The sequence below is a fragment of the Klugiella xanthotipulae genome (assembly GCF_006716695.1).
Classification (GTDB): Bacteria; Actinomycetota; Actinomycetes; order Actinomycetales; family Microbacteriaceae; genus Klugiella; species Klugiella xanthotipulae.
This window is the reverse complement of the sequence record NZ_VFPN01000001.1, coordinates 362,187-385,252: the sequence shown is the minus strand read 5'-3', so window position 1 is coordinate 385,252 and position 23,066 is coordinate 362,187. Positions and strand designations below refer to the sequence as shown.

Genomic DNA, 23,066 nt, shown 5'->3' with positions numbered 1-23,066 from the left:
CGTGGCCCACGCTTTTTGATGGAAGGGTTTGCCCATGCGGGTTTTTCTCGAACTTGACGGACAGCCGCACGTGGTGGAGGTGGGCGGGTGGCAGCCGTCAGCCACTCTGACCCAGTTCGTCGAGAGCGCGGGAGTGTCGCCGCTCGCCGACGAGGAGCAGGTATTTGTTGACGGTACCGCCCACTCCGGGGCTACCCCGTTGGCGGAGGTGGTGCTACTTGAGGGCTCCGTGATCTCGCGCACACCGCCCGTAGGTGTACACCGGATCAGTAGCTGGAATGTCGCTCTCTCGGGTGGGCTCGCGGTGAGCACGGTCGTCCCCATCCCGGCGCACCGCAGGGTGATCGTAGGTCGGGCACCGCAGGCCGATCTGGTCCTGCCCAGCGAGAGCGCCTCCTGGCACCACTGCTCCTTAGAGTTGGAAGAGGACGGCGTTCGACTGCGCGACGCCGACTCCACCAACGGCACGTACGTGGAGGGCAACGCCGTCGATGCCGAGGGCATCCTGCTGACCGCGCCGTCCACCGTAATTGTCGGCGGGGCGGTGCTCAACATCCGGCCCACACTGATCGAGCCGCAGGCCCCCGCACCCGGTTCGTTACACAACCTCACCCCGGCCGCGACGGTACCCTTCAACCGCCCCCCGCGGCCGGGTACGCCGGAGGAACCCGACTCGGTTGTGCCCCCGGCGCGTCAGGATGTTCCGCCCGCCTCCAAATTCAACTTCATCACGGTGCTCGTGCCGCTCGTCATGGCTGGTGTCATGGTCATGATCATGGGGGATGCCCGCTTTGCGCTGTTCGCCGCGTTGAGCCCGGTCATGGCCATCGGCATGTGGTTTGAACAGAAGCACCGCCGGGGCAAGAATCTTCAGGAAGAAGAGGAACGCTTCGAGGCGGCGCTCGTCGAGTTCCGCGGTGACATCGCAAAGGTTGCCGCGGTCGAGAGCCTGCGCAGGCAGGACATGATTCCCGACCCGGCGGTGGTGCTGCGCCGCCCGGCGCTGCCCTCGACCCTGATGTGGCAGCGCCGCGCCGACTCGGCCGACTTCCTCGCGCTACACGCCGGTGTGGGCGATGTGCCGTGGCAGCCCGAGATCGATAGCCGGTCCTCCGTGCGCCTGGACGACAAGGTGAAGGAGACGCTCGACGAGAGTCGGCTCGTAGCCGCCCCCGTCCTGGTTGACCTCAGCAACGCCGGGGTCGTTGGCATCGTCGGCGACCGCGACGGAGCACTCGCCCTGGCACGCAGCCTCCTGGCGCAGGCAGCCGTGCACTGCGGCCCCGCCGACCTCACCATCGGGATCTTCTGCGATAAGGGGCGTGAGCAAGAATGGGACTGGGCCTCCTGGCTCCCGCATACCCGTCAGGCCGGAAGCAGCGAGGGCGTGCGGTGGATCTCCAACCAGCGTGAGGCCAGCTCCGCGATGCTGCGCAGCCTGCGCGAGAACGTCAACAGCCTGCCCACCCCCGCTCTCCTCGTCGTTCTCGACTCCGAGGTGCTCACCGAGGGGCGTGATGCCCCGGCCCGCGAACTTCTCGCCGTGGGCCGCATCGCCCCGGGGGAGTCCACCCGTTCAACCGAGAAAACCCGTCGCGTGAGTGGCATCGTGATCGCGACGACCGCCGATCAGCTCCCCTCCTCCTGCTCGACCGTGATTGAAGTTGGTGCGGACGCCTCCGCGACCGTGGAGAACCCCGAGAACCTCACGCGGGTTGAGGATGTGATCCTCGCCGGTATCAGCCCCAGGGATGCCCTGACCTGTGCGATGACCCTCGCCCACTTCGACGACCCCGAATTTCTGGTGCCCGGCGCCTCCCTGCCCTCACTCGTCCGTCTGCCCGAGTTGCTCGGTGTGGACACCCTGGATGCTGCGGCCGTTCGCGGGCTCTGGCAGACGCCCTCGGGTATGTCAACGCCAATCGGCATTGGTGAGTCCGGCCAGCTCAGTCTCGACCTGGTCACGGACGGCCCGCACGGTCTCGTCGGCGGTACGACGGGATCGGGGAAGAGCGAGTTTTTGCGCTCGTTTGTTGCCGGGCTGGCCGCCCGTAACGACCCCACCCGCCTCAACTTCATCCTGATCGACTTTAAGGGCGGTGCCGCGTTTAAGGCCTGTGAGCGCCTCCCCCACACGATCGGCACGATCAGCAACCTTGACGAGCAGCTTGCCGATCGCGCCCTCCGCGCGTTGGAGGCAGAAATGCAGCGTCGGCAGCGCCTCTTCGCTGAGGCGGGGGAGGATGTCGATAACCTCAACGCCTACCTCGCGACGAACCCCGCGGAGCCCCTCCCGCGGCTGCTGCTCGTGATTGACGAGTTTGCGATGCTGGCCAAAGATTTCCCGGATGTTCTCGCCTCCCTCGTCAGCGTTGGAGCGGTGGGTCGTACGCTCGGTGTGCACATGATTCTGGCGACCCAGCGTCCCGCCGGTGTGGTCAACGAGGACATCCTGGCCAACACCAACCTGCGGGTTGCCCTGCGGGTGCAGAGCCGCGAAGACTCCAGCAACGTGATCGGTGTGCCCTCCGCGTCAAGCATCGGCCGGGCCCAGATGGGCCGGGCCTACGTCAAGCTTGGCCAGGACGACATCACCCCCGTGCAGACCGCCCTCGTGACGGGTCGGGCGCAGCAGGCGCAGTCTCACCTGGTGGAGGTGCGGGAGGTGGGTCTCTTCGGGGTTCCCGCGCCGCTGCCGCCCGCGCCCGCATCGAAGGCGAGCGATGCCAACGACCTTGACCTGCTGATCGACGCGGTTGTGGGGGCCAACGAGCTGTGCGGCTTTGCGCCGCCGCGCCAGGTCTGGCCGGAGGCGCTTGGCGAGAGTGTTGCCCTCGACGGGTACGCCCGGGTCGACATTCCCGATACCGGCAATGAGCTTGTCGCGGCCCCCGCCGCCGTCCCCGCCGCCGCCGTCCCCGCCGCCGCCGCACCCGCGACCGGCGGTGTCCGCAACGGCATTGTCACGGTTGCCTTGGCCGATGAGCCCGACCTGCAACGTCAATCGGCCGCCGGGTGGGATCTGCGCGAGGGCAACCTGATGGTCATGGGTGTTGCGGGCAGCGGCACGACGACAACGATGTCGAGCATCGCCCTGGCCCTGGCGAGTGAGTACTCGCCCGCCGACCTCGACATTCTTTGTCTCGACATGGCGCGCGACCTGTCGCCCCTGGCCGCCCTGCCACACACCGTTGCCTATGTGGGTTCGGGTTCGGGATCGAAGGAGCAGCAGGCCCGGTTCCTGCGCTACCTGCGCACCGAGTTCGACCGCCGCCGCGAAGCTGTCGAGCCGCAGCGCCCGGCCGTGGTGCTGATCGACGGGCTCGCCGCCCTGCGTGACGAGTTCCAAGACTTTGAGGGGCAACAGCTTCTCGACATTCTGTATCGGGTGTACGCCGATGGACCGAGCGTGGGAATGTCGTTCGTGGTCTCGACCACCCGGGTGAAGGCGGTGCCGTCCGCCATGGACGAGGTCACCACCCAGAAGTGGCTGTTTCGCCTCGCGGACCCCTACGACTACGCCACCTTTGGGGTCAAAGGCAAGAGCATCCCCGCCCAGGTGCCGGGACGCTGCGTCAACACCACCACGCAGTTGCAGATGCACATCGCCACCCCCGGTCGTGGCCCCGCTGATGCGGTGGCAGAGGCCGCCGAGCGGTGGGCGCACATCCCACCCAAGTCGGACGCGATTGGCAGCCTGCCCGAGCACGTCCCGGTGGGGGAGTTGGTCTCGCAGCTGAGCCTCACGGGTGATCCGTGGCGCATCCCCGTTGGCCTGCGCGAGGACACGCTCGGCACCGCGTTCCTGGAGGTGTATGAGGGGGAACATATTCTCGTCGCCGGGCCGGCGCGCTCGGGTAAGTCAACCCTGATCCTGGCGCTGGCCGAGGCCATTCGTACCGCGAGCGTTGAGGGTGCCCGGCCGGCAATCTGGGGCATCTTTGATCGGCGCTCGCCGCTCGCGAATGCCGATCTTGATCGCACAGCCGCGACCGCCGAGGAGATCCCCGCCCTCCTGGCCTCGCTGCGGCTGGAACGCGGCCCGGTGATCCTGCTGATTGATGACGGCGAGCGGGTGGATGATGCCGACCAGTCCATCGCGAACCTTGTGGCCACCACCCACCCGGGTCTGTGCATCATCGCGGCGGGCCGCTCGGCGGATCTGCGTAGCCTCTTCAGCCACTGGTCCAAGACGCTGCGTAAGGCCCGCTGCGGCGTCCTGCTCCAGCCGGATGTCGATTATGACGGAGAGTTGCTCGGCGTCGGACTGCCGAGGCGGGCTCCCGTGGCTATCACGCAGGGGCGCGGGTACATGTGTGTGGGCGGTTCGGCGACGCTGATTCAGTCGATGAGTCCCACGGGGTAGCTGAAGTACTCCACCTGCCACGCCTGGGTGCGGCGGGCCTGCGCGTTCGGGGCGGTCACCCACGGCGCATAGACGCGCAGCGCGCGTTTGCCGCCGAGACTATTCGCTGACACGACGCCGCGGGCCACGAGCGCGGCGACGGGAAACACAAAGTATCCGCGCCGAGACTCGCTGCGGGTGGCCACGATCACGAGGTCGTCGCCGTCGGCTACGTCGAGCGGCCGGATGGGTCCGGCCGTGGAGCGCTGCCACAGTGTGACAAAGTGTCCCGCCTTGGTGGGGGTGGTTTTTGCCACACGGAAGCGCACGGCGCGCCCGCCCATGGTGAGGGTGTGGGCCGCGTACTCGGCGCTCTCCGGCTCGGCGATAGGGGCGGAGAAGGGTGCGCCCGTCTCGACGCCGTGCGCCGTCAGGTCGAGCCCGCGCAGCGCTGCGAGGTCGGGATGCAGCGAGCCATCAGCCCACACCTCACCGTTGTCCACTACCATGCTGTCCCGCTTTCCCGCTGCCACGCAACGGTTCAGCCTATCTGACGGGTGTGCCCGCAACGTTCGGGGTCATCGCTACCGCGCGACAACCCCGCGCCGCACCGTCTCCTCAAGTGCGGCCAGCACCTCCACGTCGTCAATTGTCGCGGGTACCACGTAATGTTCTCCGGCGATAATTTGCCGCATGGTCTTCCGCAGGACCTTCCCCGAGCGCGTCTTGGGTAGCGCCGGGATAACGGTCACCTGGTGGAACGCGGCGACGGCCCCAATCTGCTCCCGCATCCGCGCCACAAGATCGCGGGAGAGTTCTTCGTCCGAGATCGTCACCCCCTTTTTCAGCACCACGTAGGCGGCGGGGACCTGCCCCTTGATGTCGTCGTTCACGCCGACCACGGCGGACTCGGCCACCGCCGGGTGCCCCGCGATCACGGCCTCCATTGCCCCCGTCGAGAACCGGTGCCCGGCCACATTTATCACGTCATCCGTGCGGCCCATCACAAACACGTAGCCATCGGAGTCGATGTAGCCGGAGTCACCGGTCAGGTAGTAGCCGGGAAACTCGTTGAGGTAACCGGCCCGGTAACGGTCGTCGTTGCCCCAGAGGGTGGTCAGGGTACCGGGCGGGAGGGGGAGTCGAATGACGATGTTGCCCTCGGCAAGGTGGGGCAGCGGCTCGGCCCGCTCATCCAAAATTTCCAGGTCGTAGCCGGGCACCGGGAACGAGGGCGATCCCGCCTTCAGCGGCAGCACCTCGATACCGCGCGGGCTTGCACAGATCGGCCAGCCCGTTTCGGTCTGCCACCAGTGGTCCACCACGGGTACGCCGAGGGTTTCGGTCGCCCAGTGGTAGGTGTCGGGGTCGAGACGTTCACCGGCCAGAAACACATGCTCCAGGCTGGGGATGCGGTACTTTGCCAACTCGTGTGCCTGCGGGTCTTCTTTGCGGATGGCGCGTAGTGCGGTCGGTGCGGTGAAGAGCACCTTCACGTTGTGGTCGCGCACGATACGCCAAAACGCCCCGGCATCCGGTGTGCCCACGGGTTTGCCCTCGTAGAGCACGGTGGTCGCCCCCGCGAGCAGCGGCGCGTACACAATGTAGGAGTGCCCCACGACCCAGCCCACGTCGGAGCCGGTAAACATCACCTCGCCCGGCTTCATCGTGTAGATGTTCTCCATCGACCAGGTGAGTGCCACCGCGTGCCCGCCGTTATCGCGCACCACACCCTTGGGTGTGCCCGTGGTTCCCGAGGTGTACAGAATGTAGAGCGGGTCGGATGCCGCCACCGGCACGGCCGCATGTGGCTCGCTGGTCTTGGTCTCGTTTTTCCAGTCGAACCAGCGCGTATTGGTGAGGCCGTCGTAGTCGGCCGCGGTGCCAGGCACCTGCGGTCGCTTCTTCACGATCACGGTGTCTACGTGGTGGGTGGTGAGTTCGAGCGCCTTCGCCACGAGCGGCAGATACTCGACCACGCGGCTGGGCTCGCGCCCGCCCGAGGCCGTCACCACCACCGTGGGCCGGGCGTCGTCGAGGCGCACGGCCAGCTCGTTGGCCGCAAACCCACCAAACACAACCGAGTGGATGGCCCCCAGCCGGGCTGTGGCGAGCATCGCGATCACGGCCTCCGGGATCATGGGCATGTAGATGACGACCCGGTCGCCCTTCGCTACGCCGTGCCGCGAGAGCACTCCGGCAAATTTTTCGACCTCGCGCAGGAGTTTGCTGTACGTGTAGGTGACGGACTTGCCCTTGACGGCGGAGTCGTGGATGAGCGCGGGCTGTTCGCCCCGCCCGGCTAGCACATGCCGATCCAGGGCGTTGTAGCTGGTGTTGAGCGTGCCGCCGGGGAACCACCGGTAGAAGGGGGCCTCGCTGTCGTCGAGTGCGGCGGTGGGTGGGGTGTACCAGTCCACTCCCGCGGCCGCGTCGAGCCAGAACTTTTCGCGCTCGTGGATGCTCGCGTTGTGGATGTCGCGGTAGGCGGTGCCGAGGGTGTTAGTCACGAGGGGTGCCCCTATCAGTGTCGTCGTTGACTCCGGGTGTGGTCCTTAAATGTATACACAAACCGAGAAGAAATGTCCAGCATTTGGGTTTTAATCGGAATATTTGCAATTTGTGTATACAATTGCGGTGTTCGAGAGATTCACCCCAGCCACAGGAGGCCGCCATGCGGGCAAGCGATAGAGCCTACGTCGCCCTCCGCGATGAGATTGTCACCTGGCAACTCGCCCCGGGTACCGTGCTCGCCGAGGTGGAGCAATCCACCCGGCTCGGTGTCTCCCGCACCCCACTGCGTGAGGCCCTCTCCCGGCTGGTAGCGGATGGCCTGGTCGCTACCCAGGCCGGTCGCGGCCTCGTGGTCACCGAGGTCTCCGTTGATGGCATCACCGAACTCTTCGAGGTGCGCCAAGCACTCGAACAGCAGGCCGCGCGCCTCGCTGCCGCCCGTCGAGACCCGCAGATCTTTGCCGCCCTGCGCGACGAGTTCGCCCGGGTGCCCGAGCTCTTGCCCGCCGACGACGCCGCCAGACACGACTACTTCGACCTGGTGCGTCGGCTGGACGAGGCCACCGACGAGGCCACCCAGAGCCCGTACCTCGTGCAGGCGATCTCAAACGTGCGCACACACCTGGTGCGCATCCGTCGCCTCGCCACCGACAAGCCGCAGCGGTTGCTCGCCGCGGCCCGCGAGCACGCGGCCATCGTGGATGCTGTGCTCGCCGGAGACCCGGAACTCGCCGCAAGCGCCACCCACCTGCACCTGCACAACAGCCTCGCGAGCGTGCGGGCCAACGCGCAGCGCGCCCTCGCTCAAGCGGGGGAGAGTGGCATGGTTCTGCCCCCCGTGACCCGGAGCATCCCGGTGCTCGTGGGCATCCCGTAACGTTCGCTCGCCGACACAGACGGTCGAGCAGCCACCCCCGACAACCGCACGAAAGGAACCCCATGGTTCAGCTTCACCCCGTACGCGTGTACCGCAGCGACGAGCCCCTGCCCCGGGAGGAGCAACTGGCCTGGAAGATCGCCCGGGTGGCGACCGATCCCGTTGAGGTCACGGAGGAGGTGACCGATATGGTCATCAACCGCGTGATTGATAACGCCTCGGTCGCGGCCGCATCGCTCACCCGCGCTCCTGTCACCTCGGCGCGCTCGCAGGCGCTCAGCCACCCGGCGAGCACGGGCGGCACCGGCTCCACCGTATTTGGTGAGGATGCCGATGTGCGGGTCTCGCCCGAGTGGGCGGCGTGGGCCAACGGAGTGGCCGTGCGGGAGCTCGACTACCACGACACCTTCCTGGCGGCAGAGTACTCGCACCCGGGCGACAATATCCCGCCCATCACCGCGGTGGCGCAGCACGTAGCCGCCGCGCGCGGCATCACGGGCCGCGACCTGGTGCGCGGTATTGCGACGGGCTACGAGATTCAGGTGGACCTGGTCAAGGCAATCTGCCTGCACAAGCACAAGATTGACCACGTAGCGCACCTCGGGCCTAGCGCGGCGGCGGGTATCGGCACGCTGCTGGGGCTGGATGTCACCACCATTTACCAGGCCATCGGCCAGGCACTGCACACCACGACAGCCACGCGCCAGTCGCGCAAGGGCGAGATTAGCTCGTGGAAGGCGCACGCCCCGGCGTTTGCCGGCAAAATGGCGATTGAGGCTGTGGACCGGGCGATGCGCGGCGAGACCAGTCCCACTCCCATCTACGAGGGTGAGGATGGCGTGATCGCGTGGCTGCTGGATGGTCCGGGGGCCCGCTACGAGGTTCCGCTCCCGGCGGAGGGGGAGGCCAAGCGGGCCATTCTCGACACCTACACGAAGGAGCACTCAGCGGAATACCAGGCGCAGGCATGGATCGACCTGGCCCGTAAGCTCAACCGGGAGTATCCCGAACTGGCGGAGGCGGCCGAGCGCATCGAGCGCGTGATTATCCGCACCAGCCACCACACTCACTTTGTGATCGGCTCGGGAGCCAACGACCCGCAGAAGTACGACCCCACGGCGTCGCGTGAAACCCTTGATCACTCAATCCCCTACATCTTCACGGTGGCGTTGCAGGATGGCCGCTGGCACCACGTGGACTCCTACTCGCCGGAGCGCGCCGGCCGACCCGACACGGTGGCGCTGTGGCACCGGGTGGTCACGGAGGAGGATCCCGAGTGGACCCGACGCTACCACTCGCTCGACCCGGCCGAGAAGGCGTTTGGCGGCTCGGTGGAGATCCAGCTCACGGATGGCACCGTCATCCGCGATGAGATCGCTGTGGCCGATGCCCACCCGCTTGGTGCCCGGCCCTTTGCCCGTGAGCAGTACGTGGCCAAGTTCCGCACCCTCGCCGACGACGTGCTGGAGCCAGCCGAGATCGAGCGCTTCCTGGAGGTCGCGCAACGCCTCCCCCAGCTGCGACCCGATGAACTGGCCGGCCTCACAATCGTGGGCAAGCCGGGCCTCCTTGCCGCTGTGCCCACCCCGAAGGGACTTTTCTAATGCTGTATTCCACACGCACCGCCGCCGAGAAGCGTGCCGCCCTGCGCGCCGAGTTGGCGACCGGCCGACTATTGCGCCTGCCCGGCGCGTTCAACCCGCTCAGCGCGCGACTGATTGAGCGCAAAGGCTTCGAGGGGGTCTACATTTCGGGGGCCGTACTCTCGGCAGATCTCGGTCTGCCCGACATCGGCCTCACCACCCTCACCGAGGTGGCCGGGCGCAGCCAACAGATCGCGCGGATGACCAACCTGCCCGCGATTGTGGACGCCGACACCGGTTTCGGCGAACCCATGAACGTGGCCCGCACGGTGCAGACGCTCGAGGACGCCGGGGTCGCCGGCCTGCATATCGAGGACCAGGTCAACCCAAAGAGGTGCGGCCACCTGGACGGCAAGCAGGTCGTTGACGAGGACACCGTGCTCAAGCGCATCCGTGCGGCGGTTCAGGGGCGACGGGATCAGAACCTGCTGATCATGGCGCGCACCGACATTCGCGCGGTGGATGGAATGCAGGCCGCGATTGACCGGGCGAAGGCGCTCGTGGATGCCGGTGCCGACGCCATCTTCCCCGAGGCCATGCGTGATCTGAGCGAGTTTGAGGCGATCCGCGGTGCTGTAGACGTACCCGTCCTCGCCAACATGACCGAGTTTGGCAAGAGCGAACTGTTCAGCACGACACAGCTGGCGAACATCGGCATCAACATTGTGATCTACCCGGTCTCTTTGCTCCGCCTGGCGATGGGCGCGGCCGAGCGCGGCCTGGACACGATTATCGCAGAGGGCAGCCTCAACCCCGTGCTGGGGGAGATGCAGCACCGTGCCGACCTGTACGAACTGATCGACTACGCTGCGTACAACGCCTTCGATGAGGGCGTCTTTAACTTTACGGTTGAGAAGTAGCAGAGAATCTCCGCGGGCGGCGGCATCGCGTCGTCGCCCGCATCCCCCAGCGGCACCATCACGAAGGAGTGAAAATGACGGACACCATCCAGATCTATAAGGGCCTCGCGGGAGTCGTGGTGGACTACACCGCGGTTTCGAAGGTCAACCCCGACACCAACTCGCTGCTGTACCGCGGCTACCCGGTGCAGGAACTTGCGGCGCGCTGCTCGTTTGAGGAGGTGGCCTGGTTGCTCTGGCATGGCGAGCTCCCCACGCCCACCGAGCTGGCCGAGTGTGTACGGGTGGAGCGCTCGCAGCGGGCCCTGGACCCGGTGGTCAAGCTCATTGTTGACCAGCTGCCCACCACCGCGCACCCGATGGATGTGCTGCGCACCGCGGTAAGCGCGATCGGGGCCCGTGATCCGGAGGCCGCGGACGACTCGCGCGAGGGCAACCTGGCGCATGCGGCGCGGCTGTTTGCGGCGATTCCGGCCATCGTGGCCTACGATCAGCGCCGCCGACGCGGCCAGGAGCTGATTGAGCCGAGGGACGACCTCGACTACTCGGCCAACTTCCTGTGGATGACGTTTGGTGAACTACCCTCGGCCGCCGCGATTGATGTGTTCCGCATCTCGATGGTGCTCTACGCGGAGCACTCATTCAACGCGTCCACCTTCACCGCCCGGGTGATTACCTCGACCATGTCCGATCTGTACTCGGCCGTGACGGGGGCCATCGGTGCGCTCAAAGGCCCGCTGCACGGCGGGGCTAACGAGGCCGTGATGCACATCTTTAACGAGATTGGCACGGCAGACAAGGCAGAGGACTGGTTGGCGCAGGCCCTCGCCGAGAAGCGCAAAATTATGGGCTTCGGGCACCGCGTGTACAAGCGCGGTGACTCCCGCGTGCCCACCATGAAGGCCGCGCTTGACGTGTTGATCGCGGAGAGCGGGCGCAGCGACCTGGCCGAGCTCTACGATGCGCTCGAAAAGGCGATGACCGAGCGCAAAAACATCCTGCCGAACCTTGATTACCCCTCGGGCCCGGCGTACCACATCCTCGGTTTCGATACCGAGATCTTCACACCGCTCTTTGTCGCGGCGCGGATCACCGGATGGACCGCACACATCATCGAACAGCAGGCGAGCAACGCGCTCATTCGCCCGCTGAGCGCCTACAACGGTGTCGATGAGCGGCACCTGCCCGGCGTGTAGCCTCCCCGTGCGCCCGGGCCGCCCCGGGCGCACCCACACCCCTGCCCTACAGACCCCGTGCGGCCTACCGCCCCGCCGCGCGCCGCCCCCTACCGCCCCGCCCCGTACCGCCCAGCCTCGCCAGGGTGACTTTTCCTCACACATCGACGATTATTTCTCGGTCTTTCAACCAAAACTCACCCGGAATGCTTTTAGGTACCGGGTGCAAGGACGCGCGCCGCTGATTTTCTTCCCGCTCCTAGGCTCAGCGCGTGCCACCCATCGGTTCGCTCCGCCCCGGGCGGGAACCCTGCCGTCCGCACCCCTCGCGACCCCCCCCGATTCTGTAGCTGAGGAGTATCCGCCACACCGGAGTGACGGATGCTCTACCCCGCCTCCGGCACGTCGTTATAGCTCCCCGCCCACTCCTGCCCGCTGAGCCCGTGGACGGCCGCCATGATCCGGTCGGTCGCCTCGCGCCGATCCGCCCCCGAGCCCGCCGAGCTTAGGTCGGAGAGGTCAACGGGCCGACCAAACGCCACGCGCACCGGCGTCCGCCCCCTGCGCTGTCCCGCCGGAGGCTGTCCATCTGTGCCGATGAGCCCCACGGGAATAACGGTTGCTCGGGTCTCCAATGCCAACCATCCCACCCCCGTGCGTCCCTTATATAACCGCCCGTCGCGCGAGCGGGTGCCTTCGGGATACACCGCAAATGTGTGTCCGTTCCGTAGCACCTCGCGCCCCGAGTCGAGCGCCTCCTGCGCCGCGTGCCCTGCGCCGCGATGTACCGGAACCGCTCCGATGCTGGTGAAGAACCAGCGGCGAACGGCCCCGAGTATCCCGGGCCCCTCAAAATAGTGCGCTTTGGTGAGAAACTGTACGTGTCGCGGGGCCGCCAGCGGAATCGCCAGGCTGTCGAGCGCCGAGAGGTGGTTGCTGGCAAAGAGAACGGGCCCGCTGCGGGGCACGTTCTCACGCCCGGTTACGGTGGGGCGGTAGAGCACCCGGGCGAGGGGCCACAGCACCGCGCGCCCCACACGGTAGAGGACCCCGGGGCTCGTGGCCACGGGTGAGGTCGCGTTGTGGGTTGTTTTCACAGGGTGAGACTCTACCGGCAGGGGTATTCCGGCCCGGTGATTCGACCGGTTCTCTTGTGTATGGGGCACGCCCCGGTAGGCTTAGAGCTAGTCAGTCACTCGGCTGTCAGCTTGTTCATAGGACGGGCCCGCAGACTGGAGCGCACTGTTATTTTGTCACCCACCTAACGTGAAACGAGTCTCGTGAAGTTACGTACCCTTCCAGTCCTGCTCGCAGTTGTTGCCCTCACCGTGACGGGGTGCTCCTCAGGAACCGGCACTATCAACGCCGATGACGCCAAGAAGGCCGGATGCACACCCGTTGCCGCCGGTAAGGCCAGTAACGCGGTCGAGGTAACGGGAGATCTGGGCGCGGAGGTGACCGCCAAGTTTGAGACTCCTCTTGCGGTGACCAAGACCGAGAAAACCATCAACATCATGGGCGATGGAGACCTCCTGAAAGACGGTGACAGCGTCAACTTCCAGCTGAACGTTTTTGATGCCAAGGACGGCAAGAACCTCGGAACCGAAACCAGCACGCTCACGATCGATAAGGATGCCGTCTACGAGGGCTGGATTGACGCGATCTCGTGTATGCCCCTCGGTAGTCGCTCCACCACGGTGCTCCAGGCCAAGTCGATCTTCGGCGAGGCGGGGAACACAGACCTGGGTATTGAGGCTGAGGCCACCCTCGTCGTGGTTGTTGACGCGTTAGACCTTATTCCGAGTCGCGCAGAGGGTAAGGAAACCGCGCTTCCCGAGGGGTTCCCCGAAGTGACCCTTGCCGATAACGGCGAACCGACCGTTACGCTCCCCGACGGATTCACACCGAGCGCGAAACTTGCCTCCGCCACGACCATTGAGGGTGACGGCACCGAGGTGAAGAAGGGCGACACCGTGAGCGTGCAGTACCTGGGCTTCAACCAGAAAACCGGTGAGACCTTCGATTCCAGCTGGACCCGTGGTACCCCGATGACCCAGTCCCTCGACTCCCTGATCGCCGGATTCGGCGACGGGCTTGTGGGCAAGAAGGTGGGCTCGCAGGTCGTCATTCTGATTCCCTCCGCGGAGGCCTACGGTGAGGACACCGAGAAGACAGGCAAGGCCCAATTCGGCGACATTGGCTTTGTGGTGGATATCCTGCACACCGAACCGGCTGCTGCGGCAACCGAGTAGCTCTCACCCACACGCTGTGTGCCACGGATCTTCGGACCCGTGGCACACACCTTTAAGCGGTTGCCTCCGGTTGCCCGCACCCCATCCGCCCGGCGAGGTGTCATGATGGTCACATGCGTCGCGTCATCATTCTGGGTTCAACGGGTTCCATCGGCCGCCAGGCCCTCGATGTGATTGGTGCCCGCACCAGCGAGTTTGAGGTGGTGGGTCTCTCTGTGGGTTCCGACCGCGAGGGGATGCAGGCCCAGGCCGACCGTTTCGCCGTGGAGTTCACCGCGGTGGGTGCCATCGAGTCGGAGCAGCTGGTGCGCGATGTTGAGGCGGATGTTGTGCTCAACGGCATCACCGGCTCGGTGGGTCTTGGCCCCACCCTCGCCGCCCTGGAGGTGGGCGCTACGCTGGCCCTCGCCAATAAGGAATCGTTGATCGTGGGCGGTGATTTGGTGTCCGCGCTTGCCGCCCCCGGCCAGATTGTGCCGGTGGACTCCGAACACTCCGCTATTGCCCAGGCCCTCCGCTCGGGGGAGCGGGGCGAGGTCCGTCGGCTGGTGCTGACGGCATCCGGCGGGCCGTTCCGGGGCCGCAGTCGGGCCTCCCTCGCCGCTGTTACCCCGGCCGAGGCGCTCGCCCACCCCACGTGGGATATGGGCCGCATGATCACCACCAACTCCTCCACCCTTGTGAACAAGGGGCTTGAGGTGATTGAGGCGCATCTGCTTTTCGGCGTGCCCTACGAGCACATTGACGTGGTGGTGCACCCGCAGTCGATGGTGCACTCGATGGTGGAGTTTATTGATGGCTCCACGATTGCGCAGGCCTCTCCGCCCGATATGCGTTTGCCCATCTCACTGGGTCTCGACTGGCCGCGCCGCCTCGCGGGCGTGGGAGCACCGATTGACTGGACAGTGGCCTCCGAGTGGACATTTGAGCCGCTCGATTCCGTGGCGTTTCCCGCCGTGCACCTGGCCAAGCAGGTGGGTCGCGCCGGTGGCACCTACCCAGCCGTGTTTAACGCCGCCAACGAGCAGGCCGTTGACGCCTTCCACGAGGGCAAGATTGGCTACCTTGACATTCTGGATACCGTGCAGCGGGTCGTGGATGCCCACGAGACGCCGGATGCCCGGCTCACCCGGGAGTCCCTCGCCGAGGCCGAGTTGTGGGCCCGCGCCCGTGCCGATGCCCTCGTGGCGAGGGCCTAGTTCGAGGAGAAGGCATCGTGATCTCCCGGCTGGTGCAGCGCAAACTCCCAGCGGGCAATCCCCGATCAGGGGTAGCATTACCGGGTGGAATCCGTGCTGCTTTACATTCTTGGCGTCGTCATCATCGTGGTGGGGCTCGCCGTGTCGATCGCCCTGCACGAGATTGGGCATCTCGTTCCGGCCAAGCTCTTCGGGGTGAAGGTCACGCAATACATGGTCGGCTTTGGTCGCACCCTGTGGTCCAAGCGTAAGGGCGAGACCGAGTACGGCGTCAAGATGATCCCGCTCGGCGGCTACATCTCTATGATCGGGATGTATCCGCCTACTAAACCGGGTGAGCAGTCCCGCGAATCTACGACCGGTTTCCTCAACTCTGTCGTGCAGGAGGGTGCCCCGACGCGCACCCGCGAACATGAGCACGACGATGCCGTTCTGGCCCTTCGCGAGGCGATTGAGGCCGATCCCACCCTGGCCGAGGCGCTGGCCCCCGAGGCCGAGCGTACCGACCGCCTGCCGAGCACTGCTCGCACCGAGGACGACCCCCAGGCAAGCTACCTCTCCTCCATGATTGACGAAGCCCGCCAGGCGAGCGCCGAGACCATCGGGGCGGGGGAAGATTCCCGCGCTTTCTACCGTCTCGCGGTGTGGAAGCGCGTGATTGTGATGCTGGGCGGACCCGCTATGAACCTGGTGCTGGCAGTGCTCTTTTACGCTGTCTTGCTGATGGGTTTTGGCACCCAGCAGTGGAGCACCACCGTTGCGACCGTGAGCGAGTGCGTGTTGCCCGCCACGAGCACTCACACCGAGTGCTCCAGTCAAGACCCCCAGGCCCCCGGTGCCGCGGCGGGTCTTGAGCCGGGGGACACGATTGTCAGCATTAACGGTGAGAAGATCACCGATTGGGCGCAGATTCGCGATGCAATTAGCGATTCCCCTAACCAACCGCTCGATATGGTTATCGAGCGTGACGGTGTTGAGAAGGCTCTCACGATGACCCCCGAACTCACCGAGCGGTATGTTACCGACGAGGCGGGTGCGGTGGTCAAGAGTGGCGACGGAACGCTCAAGACCGAGCAGGTGGGTATGGTGGGCATGTCCCCCACTCAGGAGCTTGTCCAGGCTCCCGTCACGGCCGTGTTACCTGCGGTCGGCGACAATATCGGCGCGGTCGTGAACATGATTGCCCACCTGCCTCAGCGCCTCATCGACATCTGGAATGCTGCGTTCGGTTCTGAAGAGCGCGATGTCAACGGCCCGATGAGTGTCGTGGGAGTGGGCCGGGTCGCTGGCGAGATTGCCAGCCTCGACACCATCCCCGTTGTTGCCAAGGCTCAGGTCATGGTGAGCCTGCTCGCCTCGCTCAATGTGGCGCTGTTTGTCTTTAACCTCATCCCGCTGATGCCTCTGGACGGCGGCCACATCGCTGCGGCCCTCTATGAGCGCGTGCGCCGTACGCTGGCCACAATCTTCCGCAAGCCCGATCCGGGACCCGTGGACGCCGCCAAGATGGTCCCCATCACCTTTGGTGTGGTGATTCTGCTGGGTGCCATGAGTCTCCTGCTCATCTACGCAGATATCGTGAAGCCGGTTAATCTCTTTGGCTAGCGCCACGGGTGGCCCCTCGTTCGGGCAGTGTACAGCGTGACAAAGTAAGGTAGTCGGGTGGCTGCAGTAAATCTAGGTCTTCCGAAAGTTCCCGACGTTCTCGCTCCCCGACGTGTGTCGCGGCAAATCAACGTGGGGAGCGTTCGCGTGGGCGGTGACGCCCCGGTGAGTGTGCAGTCGATGACCACAACCCCCACAACAGATATCAACGCGACCCTCCAACAGATTGCCGAGCTCACGGCCACCGGCTGCGATATTGTGCGCGTTGCCTGCCCCAGCCGCGACGATGCCGAGGCGTTACCCATCATCGCGAAGAAGAGCCAGATCCCCGTGATTGCGGACATCCACTTTCAGCCCAATTACGTGTATGCCGCGATTGACGCGGGCTGCGCCGCCGTTCGGGTCAACCCCGGTAACATCCGCAAGTTTGACGATCAGGTGGGTGAGATCGCGCGCCGGGCGAAGGCCGCCGGTGTTAGTCTCCGCATCGGGGTCAACGCCGGTTCGCTCGACCCGCGTCTGCTCCAGAAGTACGGCAAGGCCACACCCGAGGCGCTCGTGGAGAGCGCCGTGTGGGAGGCGAGCCTCTTCGAGGAGCATGATTTCCACGACTTCAAGATCTCGGTTAAGCACAACGACCCCATCGTGATGGTTAAGGCCTACCGCCTGCTCGCTGAGCGCGGCGATTGGCCCCTGCACCTTGGCGTGACCGAGGCTGGCCCGGCCTTCCAGGGCACCATCAAGTCGGCAACCGCTTTTGGCATCCTGCTGAGCGAGGGTATCGGCGATACCATCCGGGTTTCGCTCTCGGCCCCACCCGCCGAGGAGATTAAGGTGGGTTTGCAGATCCTGCAATCGCTCAATTTGCGTGAGCGCAAGCTCGAAATTGTCTCGTGCCCCAGCTGCGGTCGCGCTCAGGTAGACGTGTACAAGCTGGCCAATGATGTTACCGACGGCCTCGAGGGGATGTCTGTCCCGCTGCGTGTCGCCGTGATGGGATGCGTTGTCAACGGCCCCGGTGAGGCGCGCGAGGCCGACCTGGGTGTGGCCTCCGGCAACGGTAAGGGCCAGATCTTTGTCAAGGGCGAGGTGATCAAGACCGTTCCCGAGTCCGAGATTGTTGCTACTCTAATCGCCGAGGCCAATCGCCTGGCGGCAGAGATGCCAGCGGACGACACCAGCACCGGAAGCCCCACCGTCACGGTGGGTGCCTAAGGCATTACACCGGGTGGCCCGGCCACCACAGAATCGTGCCGCATTGAGCGCGCATCCCCCTTCTACGAGAGGCACTGCCAGGATGAACAACCCCACAGCAACGGTCGCCGCCGACCAGGACATAGCGCGGGTGGAGGCTATCCTCCGCACCGTCTCTACCGCATACTCCGCCAAGATGGTCGGTCAGGAGCGACTCCGCACGAGTCTTCTCGTGGCCCTCATCTCCGGCGGTCACGTGCTGCTAGAGAGCGTTCCTGGCCTGGCCAAGACCACCGCGGCGAGCACCCTGGCCGATACGGTTCGGGCGCAGTTTAAGCGCATCCAGTGCACCCCCGATTTGTTGCCTAGCGATATCACGGGCACCCAGATCTACGACGCCAGCACGGGTTCTTTCCGTACTCAGCTGGGCCCGGTACATGCCAACTTTGTGCTGCTTGACGAGATCAACCGCTCCAGCTCCAAGACCCAGAGCGCCATGCTGGAGGCTATGCAGGAGCGCCAGACCACGATTGGTGGCGAGGTCCACCGTCTCCCCAAGCCCTTCCTCGTGATGGCCACGCAGAACCCCATCGAGCAGGAGGGCACCTATCAGCTGCCCGAGGCCCAGATGGACCGCTTCCTGATCAAGGAGATCGTGGACTATCCCACGCCCGCCGAGGAACTGACAATTCTGGAACGGCTTGACTCGGGTGTCCTCGATCCCGAGAAGCATGCCACCACCAGCGTCACTTTGGACGATGTGCTGTTCCTTCAGGATGTGGCCAACCGCGTCTACGTGGATGCAGCCATCCGTAACTACATCGTCTCGCTCGTCTACGTGACCCGCCACCCCGCCGAGTACATCGGCGAGGAGCGCGCCCGTTACATCAAGTACGGTGCGAGCCCCCGCGCGAGTATCGCCTTCCTCCAGGCTTCGCGGGCTCTCGCTCTGCTGGCCGGCCGCTCCTATGTCATCCCGGAAGACATCACCTACCTGCGCCACCTGGTGCTGCGCCACCGCGTGCTGCTTACGTTTGAGGCTGATGCGGATGGCATCTCTAATGAAGACATTATCGACGCCATCTTCGACTCCGTTCCCACCCCGTAGGGCGCTTCATGTCCAGTCTTCTCGTGCGGGTGAAATCGAAACTTTTCATTCAGTCACGCCGAAAAGCGGTTCACCTGCTTGACGGCGAATACGGCTCGCTGATCCGTGGCCGCAGTATGGATTTCGACGATCTCCGCGAGTACGAGGCCGGAGATGAGGTGCGGGATATCGACTGGAAGGCTACGGCTCGCCACGGTGCCCCACTGATCAAGCGCTACCGCGCATCCCGTCGGCATACCGTCACGTTTGTGGTGGACACGGGTCGCAATATGGCCGCGCAGGGTTTGGGCGGCGAGTCCAAAAGAGATATCGCCCTGCTCTCGGTCGGCGCTCTCGGTTTCCTCTCGGTGCGGCACGGAGACGATGTGGCTCTCGTCTACGGCGACGGTGACCGGGTGCAGCGCATCCCGCCGGCTAGCTCCGAGGCTCAGTTGGAGCGGATGCTGCGCGTGGTACACACCCGCCCCACCGTCACCTCCGCCAGGAGCGACCTGCCCGGACTACTCTCCTATGTGGCCCGGGTCTTTGCCCGTCGCATGATCCTGGTGATTGTGGCCGACGAGACTCCAATTGACCCCGCTATTGAGAAGCTGTTGCGCCGACTTCACGTGCAGCACGACATTCTCTGGGTGACGGTGCGCGACGCCGATCTTGTGTCGGATCACCGTGCCGCCGATGTCCCGCTCGTGGACGTGGCCAACGGCTGGGCGATTCCCGACTTTGTGCACGGCAACGAGGATCTGCGCGCCGAGTTTGCGGCCGCCGCGCGGAGCCTGGAGTCCAGCCGCGCTTCCCTGCTCGATTCGTTGGAGATCTCGCATATCTCGGTCGGCTCCGAAGACGACGTCATCCCGGGTCTGCTCCGGCTGTTGGAACGGCGGATGTATGCCCGGTAACGGCGAACTGTATCCCCCCGGTCAGTACGGCATCGGTTGGCTTTATGTCGCCCTGGCCGTGATTGCCCTGGGCATCGGTCTCTACCTGCTGGTCTCGTTTCTCACGCGGCCCAAGAACGCCCTGCGCCCGGTCGCGGCGGTGTCCTCTGCCCCGCCGCTCGTGGGGCCCGAGATGCTCAACCAGTTGCGTTACGAGTACTTGGCCCAGCTCGATGTGGTTGAGTCGCGCTTCCGCAGTGGCGAGCTTGGCGGGCGCGAGACCAATAAGGTGCTGAGCCTAGTGGTGCGTCAATTCGTGAATGAATACAGCGGTATCGAGGCCCCCGTGATGACTCTGTCCGATCTGATGAGCCAGGGAGTGAATCCCGTGTTGCTGGATGCCGTTGGCCGACACTACTACCCCAGCGTGTTCCGCCGCTCGGGCGTTATTGACCCGTTGGCGGGCCTGGAGGCGGCACGACGGGTGGTGACGACGTGGCACTAGGTTTTCCGTGGATGCTCGCTGTTGGTGGCGGCCTGATCCTGCTTGCCGTCCTGTGCGGGTTCTTTCTTGGTCTGCTCCGTAACCGAAAGGCCGGGGCGGCGGAGGGTCTCGCCGTGGCCCACTCTGAGCGGTTGCGTTCCCTCCCCGGCTTCGGCTCTGCCATCCGACGCTACCGGCTCGGTGTGGGCGGCGTGCTTGTGGTGGGCATTCTTGCCGTGATGATGGCCAGCTATGTGGCCGCCCGGCCCTCAGCCTCCTCCACGGTGAAGCCCGTCAACACCAACCGCGATATTGTGCTCTGCCTTGACGTGTCGGGTTCTATGACCGAGGTTGACACCGAGGTGGCTGACACCTTCCTAAAACTGGTGAAGGGTTTTTCGGGCGAGCGGATTAGCCTTGTGCTATTCAATAGTTCGCCCGTCCAGGTCTTTCCCCTGACCGACGACTACCACTTTGTCACGGAGCAGCTCACACGCGTGCGCGATAGCTTTGACGGCAACTATGACGACTTTGACTACTGGGTGGGGACGAGTAACGGCCGCGGGGCCTCACTCATCGGCGATGGCCTTGCGGCGTGCGCGATGCGGTTCGACCACCTCGATAAGGAGCGTTCCCGCTCGGTGATCTTTGCGACCGATAACGAGGTCTACGGCGACTCGATTGTTGAGCTCAAGGAGGCTGCCGAGTATGCCAAAGCTCAGGGGGTCAAGGTGTATGGTCTCAACCCCATCGACAACGATGACGACCCCAAGAGCGTGGCGTTTCGCGAGGCGGTCGAACTGACGGGTGGGAAGTATTTCCCCCTGCGCTCAACCACGGCCGTGAGCGATATCGTTGACACGATCACGGCCGAGGAGGCCACGAGTCTCACGGGCGAGGCGCGCGTGGTGTGGGCGGATGACCCTAACTTGGGCATCCTTTTTCTCTCGCTCACCGGTATCGCCTTCATCGTTTTGCTGTGGAGGGTGCGCCTGTGATCTTTAACTTTCAGCCGGTTCTGAATATTTTCGTGCTTCTGCTGCTGGTGCTGCCCATTGTTGCCTTCACCGTCTGGCGGGTTGTCCGGGCGACGGGTAACGGCAAACGTCTCGTGTGGCTGGGGCGTACCCTGATGGTGCTGTGCGTGCTCGCCATGCTGCTGCGTCCGGGTCTGCCCGGAGGCCAGACGCAGACCCTGGAAACCGAATTAGACGTCTTTTTTGTCGTCGATACCACCGCGAGTATCGTGGCCGAAGACTATGGCGATGGCCAGCAGCGCCTCGACGGTGTCCGGGATGATGCGGCCGCGCTGGTGCGCGAGTATCCCGGTGCCCGGTTCTCGCTCATCACCTTCGACGCCACCGCGGCTCTGCGTGTCCCGTTGACAACCGACGGCACCTCGTTACTCTCCACTCTCTCGGTGCTGACCCCGGAGATTACGAAGTATTCCCGGGGCAGCAGTATCAGCGAGGCCAACGATCTCCTCGCCCAGACGGTCTCGCAGGCGGCGGTTTCGGCCCCAGAGCGGTCGCGCATGGTGTTTTACTTCGGCGATGGCGAGCAGACATCCTCCCAGGAGCCCGGTTCCTTCACCGAGAGCGCGGAGTGGCTTAACGGCGGGGCTGTACTCGGTTATGGTACGGCTGAGGGCGGGAAGATGCGGGTCACCACCGGTAAGGTGGGCGATACCGCTGCGCCGGAGTACATCGACGATTCCTCCGGTAACCCTGCTTTGTCGGTGATTGATGAGAACAACCTCGAGGCTATTGCCGCCCAGCTGGGGGTAAAGTATCAGCACCGAACGGCGGACACCGATCTGACCATCCCCGAGGTGAAGACGACAACGGTGCCCCTCGCCACCGGGGGCACGGTGGGTAACGTGATCGCGCTGTACTGGATTCCCGCTATTCTCTGTGCGCTTCTGCTGTCGCTGGAGATTCTGCGGGGAACCGCCCAGCTCGTCCAATTGCGCGCTCTCACCAAAACCCCGAGCCAACGAGGTGCATAGACATGACCGACCCGACCATAGCGCGCACATCCGACTCCACCGATCCCTCGGTCGGGTCCGGTGCTGAGGGCGTGCCTAGTCCCGTGGAGCGGCCAGCCGAGCCGGTGACCACAACGTCCGCCGCTCAGGAGGCCGCTGGTCGTCTTCTGAACGTGAATGCTCGTCGTCGCAAGGTTCGTCGCTGGCTGTTCTGGGGAACTTTGCCCGTGAGTATCCTGGCGGGCGTTCTCGTCATCAAGCTTCTCAGCCTCTACGCTTTTGCCCATATGGCAATCGCATCGTACATGGCCGGCGATTACGAAGACACCATTCGCCAGTCCTCCTGGCAGGCCCCACTCAACTGGTTTGAACCGTTCAAGGCACCATTTAACCTCGGAGTTGGTCTGGCTGCCGCGGGTAAGCTGACCGAGGCACAGGATGCTTTCGAGGAGGCTCTGCCGCTGGCCGAGGGCCTGGAGGTGTGCGGCGTCCGGTTTAACCTTGCCCTTGTTCTGGAACTGAGGGGAGACGAGTCCAAAGCTGACGGCAACATTGCCGACTCCACTGTGCGCTACCGGGAGGCTCTGGAGGTTCTCGATGCGGCGCCCGAAGAATGCAACAGCGACGAGGCCGATCAGAAGTCGTCGGACCCGAACCGCAGCATGGGCGACTCTCTGGACGAGACCGAGGAGCGCCTGCAGCAGAAGCAGGATCAGAATGAGGGCTCGGGCAAGGGCGACACAGACCCCCAGGACGAGGGCGAGGGAACCGAGGCGGAGGGCGAGAAACCGCAGGAGACCCCGAAGGACACCCCCACCGAGGAACAGCTGAAGGAGCTTGAACAGAAGCTGGGCGAGGGCGCTGAAGAGCTACAGGACTACGACACCGAGAATCGTGGTGATCAGGAGGGACCGAGCGGTGCCGATAAGCCCTGGTAGGCCGCGCGCC

At 64.9% G+C, this 23,066-nt stretch carries 18 protein-coding genes; 15 read left to right on the top strand and 3 right to left on the bottom strand.

The annotated features are described in order from the left end of the window. Positions 1-34 precede the first annotated feature (34 nt). A complete protein-coding gene (locus FB466_RS01715; protein ID WP_141915338.1) occupies positions 35-4,366 on the top strand; it encodes a type VII secretion EssC family protein in 4,332 nt (1,443 codons plus the stop codon). Here FB466_RS01715 and FB466_RS01710 read toward each other — a convergent pair. Next, positions 4,342-4,878, bottom strand: coding sequence for a MepB family protein (locus FB466_RS01710; protein ID WP_211344737.1), 537 nt, complete (start codon positions 4,876-4,878; stop codon positions 4,342-4,344). The genes FB466_RS01715 and FB466_RS01710 overlap by 25 nt on opposite strands. 51 nt (positions 4,879-4,929) lie before the next feature. Further along, positions 4,930-6,855, bottom strand: coding sequence for an AMP-binding protein (locus FB466_RS01705; RefSeq protein WP_211344736.1), 1,926 nt, complete (start codon positions 6,853-6,855; stop codon positions 4,930-4,932). A gap of 164 nt (positions 6,856-7,019) precedes the next feature. Between FB466_RS01705 and FB466_RS01700 the strand changes: the two genes are divergently transcribed. The 4 genes from FB466_RS01700 to FB466_RS01685 all read left to right on the top strand — a co-directional run bounded on the left by FB466_RS01700 (position 7,020) and on the right by FB466_RS01685 (position 11,435). Further along, positions 7,020-7,736 (top strand): GntR family transcriptional regulator, encoded by a 717-nt coding sequence (locus tag FB466_RS01700; RefSeq protein ID WP_141915336.1) that lies wholly within the window; start codon positions 7,020-7,022, stop codon positions 7,734-7,736. A 62-nt stretch (positions 7,737-7,798) separates the two neighbouring features. Then, entirely contained in the window at positions 7,799-9,340 is a 1,542-nt protein-coding gene (locus FB466_RS01695; protein ID WP_141915334.1) for an MmgE/PrpD family protein, read from the top strand. Beyond that, on the top strand, positions 9,340-10,239 hold the full coding sequence (prpB, locus tag FB466_RS01690) for a methylisocitrate lyase (protein WP_141915332.1): 900 nt from the start codon (positions 9,340-9,342) through the stop codon (positions 10,237-10,239). The genes FB466_RS01695 and prpB overlap by 1 nt, the downstream gene beginning before the upstream one ends. Before the next feature lie 74 nt (positions 10,240-10,313). Beyond that, positions 10,314-11,435, top strand: coding sequence for a bifunctional 2-methylcitrate synthase/citrate synthase (locus FB466_RS01685; protein WP_141915331.1), 1,122 nt, complete (start codon positions 10,314-10,316; stop codon positions 11,433-11,435). A gap of 365 nt (positions 11,436-11,800) precedes the next feature. Here the strand turns inward: FB466_RS01685 and FB466_RS01680 are convergent, their stop codons facing one another. Then, the gene (locus tag FB466_RS01680) at positions 11,801-12,511 is read right to left on the bottom strand and encodes a lysophospholipid acyltransferase family protein (RefSeq protein WP_141915330.1); all 711 of its coding nucleotides are present in this window, start codon (positions 12,509-12,511) and stop codon (positions 11,801-11,803) included. Between the two features lie 183 nt (positions 12,512-12,694). Between FB466_RS01680 and FB466_RS01675 the strand changes: the two genes are divergently transcribed. The 10 genes from FB466_RS01675 (at position 12,695) to FB466_RS01630 (ending at position 23,056) form a co-directional block, all read left to right on the top strand. Next, a complete protein-coding gene (locus FB466_RS01675) occupies positions 12,695-13,666 on the top strand; it encodes an FKBP-type peptidyl-prolyl cis-trans isomerase (RefSeq protein WP_141915328.1) in 972 nt (323 codons plus the stop codon). Positions 13,667-13,779: 113 nt separating this feature from the next. Beyond that, entirely contained in the window at positions 13,780-14,865 is a 1,086-nt protein-coding gene (locus FB466_RS01670) for a 1-deoxy-D-xylulose-5-phosphate reductoisomerase (RefSeq protein ID WP_141915326.1), read from the top strand. 84 nt (positions 14,866-14,949) lie between these two features. Further along, a complete protein-coding gene (locus FB466_RS01665; RefSeq protein ID WP_425460883.1) occupies positions 14,950-16,470 on the top strand; it encodes a M50 family metallopeptidase in 1,521 nt (506 codons plus the stop codon). A 57-nt stretch (positions 16,471-16,527) separates the two neighbouring features. Then, entirely contained in the window at positions 16,528-17,685 is a 1,158-nt protein-coding gene (gene ispG / locus FB466_RS01660; RefSeq protein ID WP_141915324.1) for a flavodoxin-dependent (E)-4-hydroxy-3-methylbut-2-enyl-diphosphate synthase, read from the top strand. Positions 17,686-17,767: 82 nt separating this feature from the next. Then, the gene (locus FB466_RS01655) at positions 17,768-18,772 is read left to right on the top strand and encodes an AAA family ATPase (protein WP_141915322.1); all 1,005 of its coding nucleotides are present in this window, start codon (positions 17,768-17,770) and stop codon (positions 18,770-18,772) included. 8 nt (positions 18,773-18,780) lie between these two features. Further along, positions 18,781-19,668 (top strand): DUF58 domain-containing protein, encoded by an 888-nt coding sequence (locus FB466_RS01650; RefSeq protein ID WP_141915320.1) that lies wholly within the window; start codon positions 18,781-18,783, stop codon positions 19,666-19,668. Further along, entirely contained in the window at positions 19,658-20,152 is a 495-nt protein-coding gene (locus tag FB466_RS01645) for a hypothetical protein (protein WP_141915318.1), read from the top strand. The genes FB466_RS01650 and FB466_RS01645 overlap by 11 nt, the downstream gene beginning before the upstream one ends. Next, positions 20,143-21,129, top strand: a complete 987-nt coding sequence (locus FB466_RS01640) for a vWA domain-containing protein (RefSeq protein ID WP_246054495.1) — start codon at positions 20,143-20,145, stop codon at positions 21,127-21,129. The genes FB466_RS01645 and FB466_RS01640 overlap by 10 nt, the downstream gene beginning before the upstream one ends. Beyond that, entirely contained in the window at positions 21,126-22,139 is a 1,014-nt protein-coding gene (locus tag FB466_RS01635; protein WP_246054494.1) for a vWA domain-containing protein, read from the top strand. The genes FB466_RS01640 and FB466_RS01635 overlap by 4 nt, the downstream gene beginning before the upstream one ends. Before the next feature lie 2 nt (positions 22,140-22,141). Next, positions 22,142-23,056 (top strand): tetratricopeptide repeat protein, encoded by a 915-nt coding sequence (locus tag FB466_RS01630; RefSeq protein ID WP_141915317.1) that lies wholly within the window; start codon positions 22,142-22,144, stop codon positions 23,054-23,056. Positions 23,057-23,066: the final 10 nt, after the last annotated feature.

Excerpts from the sequence above, each read along its gene's own strand:
- FB466_RS01715 (WP_141915338.1), top strand. The coding sequence starts at position 35 with ATGCGGGTTTTTCTCGAACTTGACGGACAGCCGCACGTGGTGGAGGTG.
- FB466_RS01700 (WP_141915336.1), top strand. The coding sequence starts at position 7,020 with ATGCGGGCAAGCGATAGAGCCTACGTCGCCCTCCGCGATGAGATTGTC.
- FB466_RS01695 (WP_141915334.1), top strand. The coding sequence starts at position 7,799 with ATGGTTCAGCTTCACCCCGTACGCGTGTACCGCAGCGACGAGCCCCTG.
- prpB (WP_141915332.1), top strand. The coding sequence starts at position 9,340 with ATGCTGTATTCCACACGCACCGCCGCCGAGAAGCGTGCCGCCCTGCGC.
- FB466_RS01685 (WP_141915331.1), top strand. The coding sequence starts at position 10,314 with ATGACGGACACCATCCAGATCTATAAGGGCCTCGCGGGAGTCGTGGTG.
- FB466_RS01670 (WP_141915326.1), top strand. The coding sequence starts at position 13,780 with ATGCGTCGCGTCATCATTCTGGGTTCAACGGGTTCCATCGGCCGCCAG.
- FB466_RS01655 (WP_141915322.1), top strand. The coding sequence starts at position 17,768 with ATGAACAACCCCACAGCAACGGTCGCCGCCGACCAGGACATAGCGCGG.
- FB466_RS01650 (WP_141915320.1), top strand. The coding sequence starts at position 18,781 with ATGTCCAGTCTTCTCGTGCGGGTGAAATCGAAACTTTTCATTCAGTCA.
- FB466_RS01645 (WP_141915318.1), top strand. The coding sequence starts at position 19,658 with ATGCCCGGTAACGGCGAACTGTATCCCCCCGGTCAGTACGGCATCGGT.
- FB466_RS01630 (WP_141915317.1), top strand. The coding sequence starts at position 22,142 with ATGACCGACCCGACCATAGCGCGCACATCCGACTCCACCGATCCCTCG.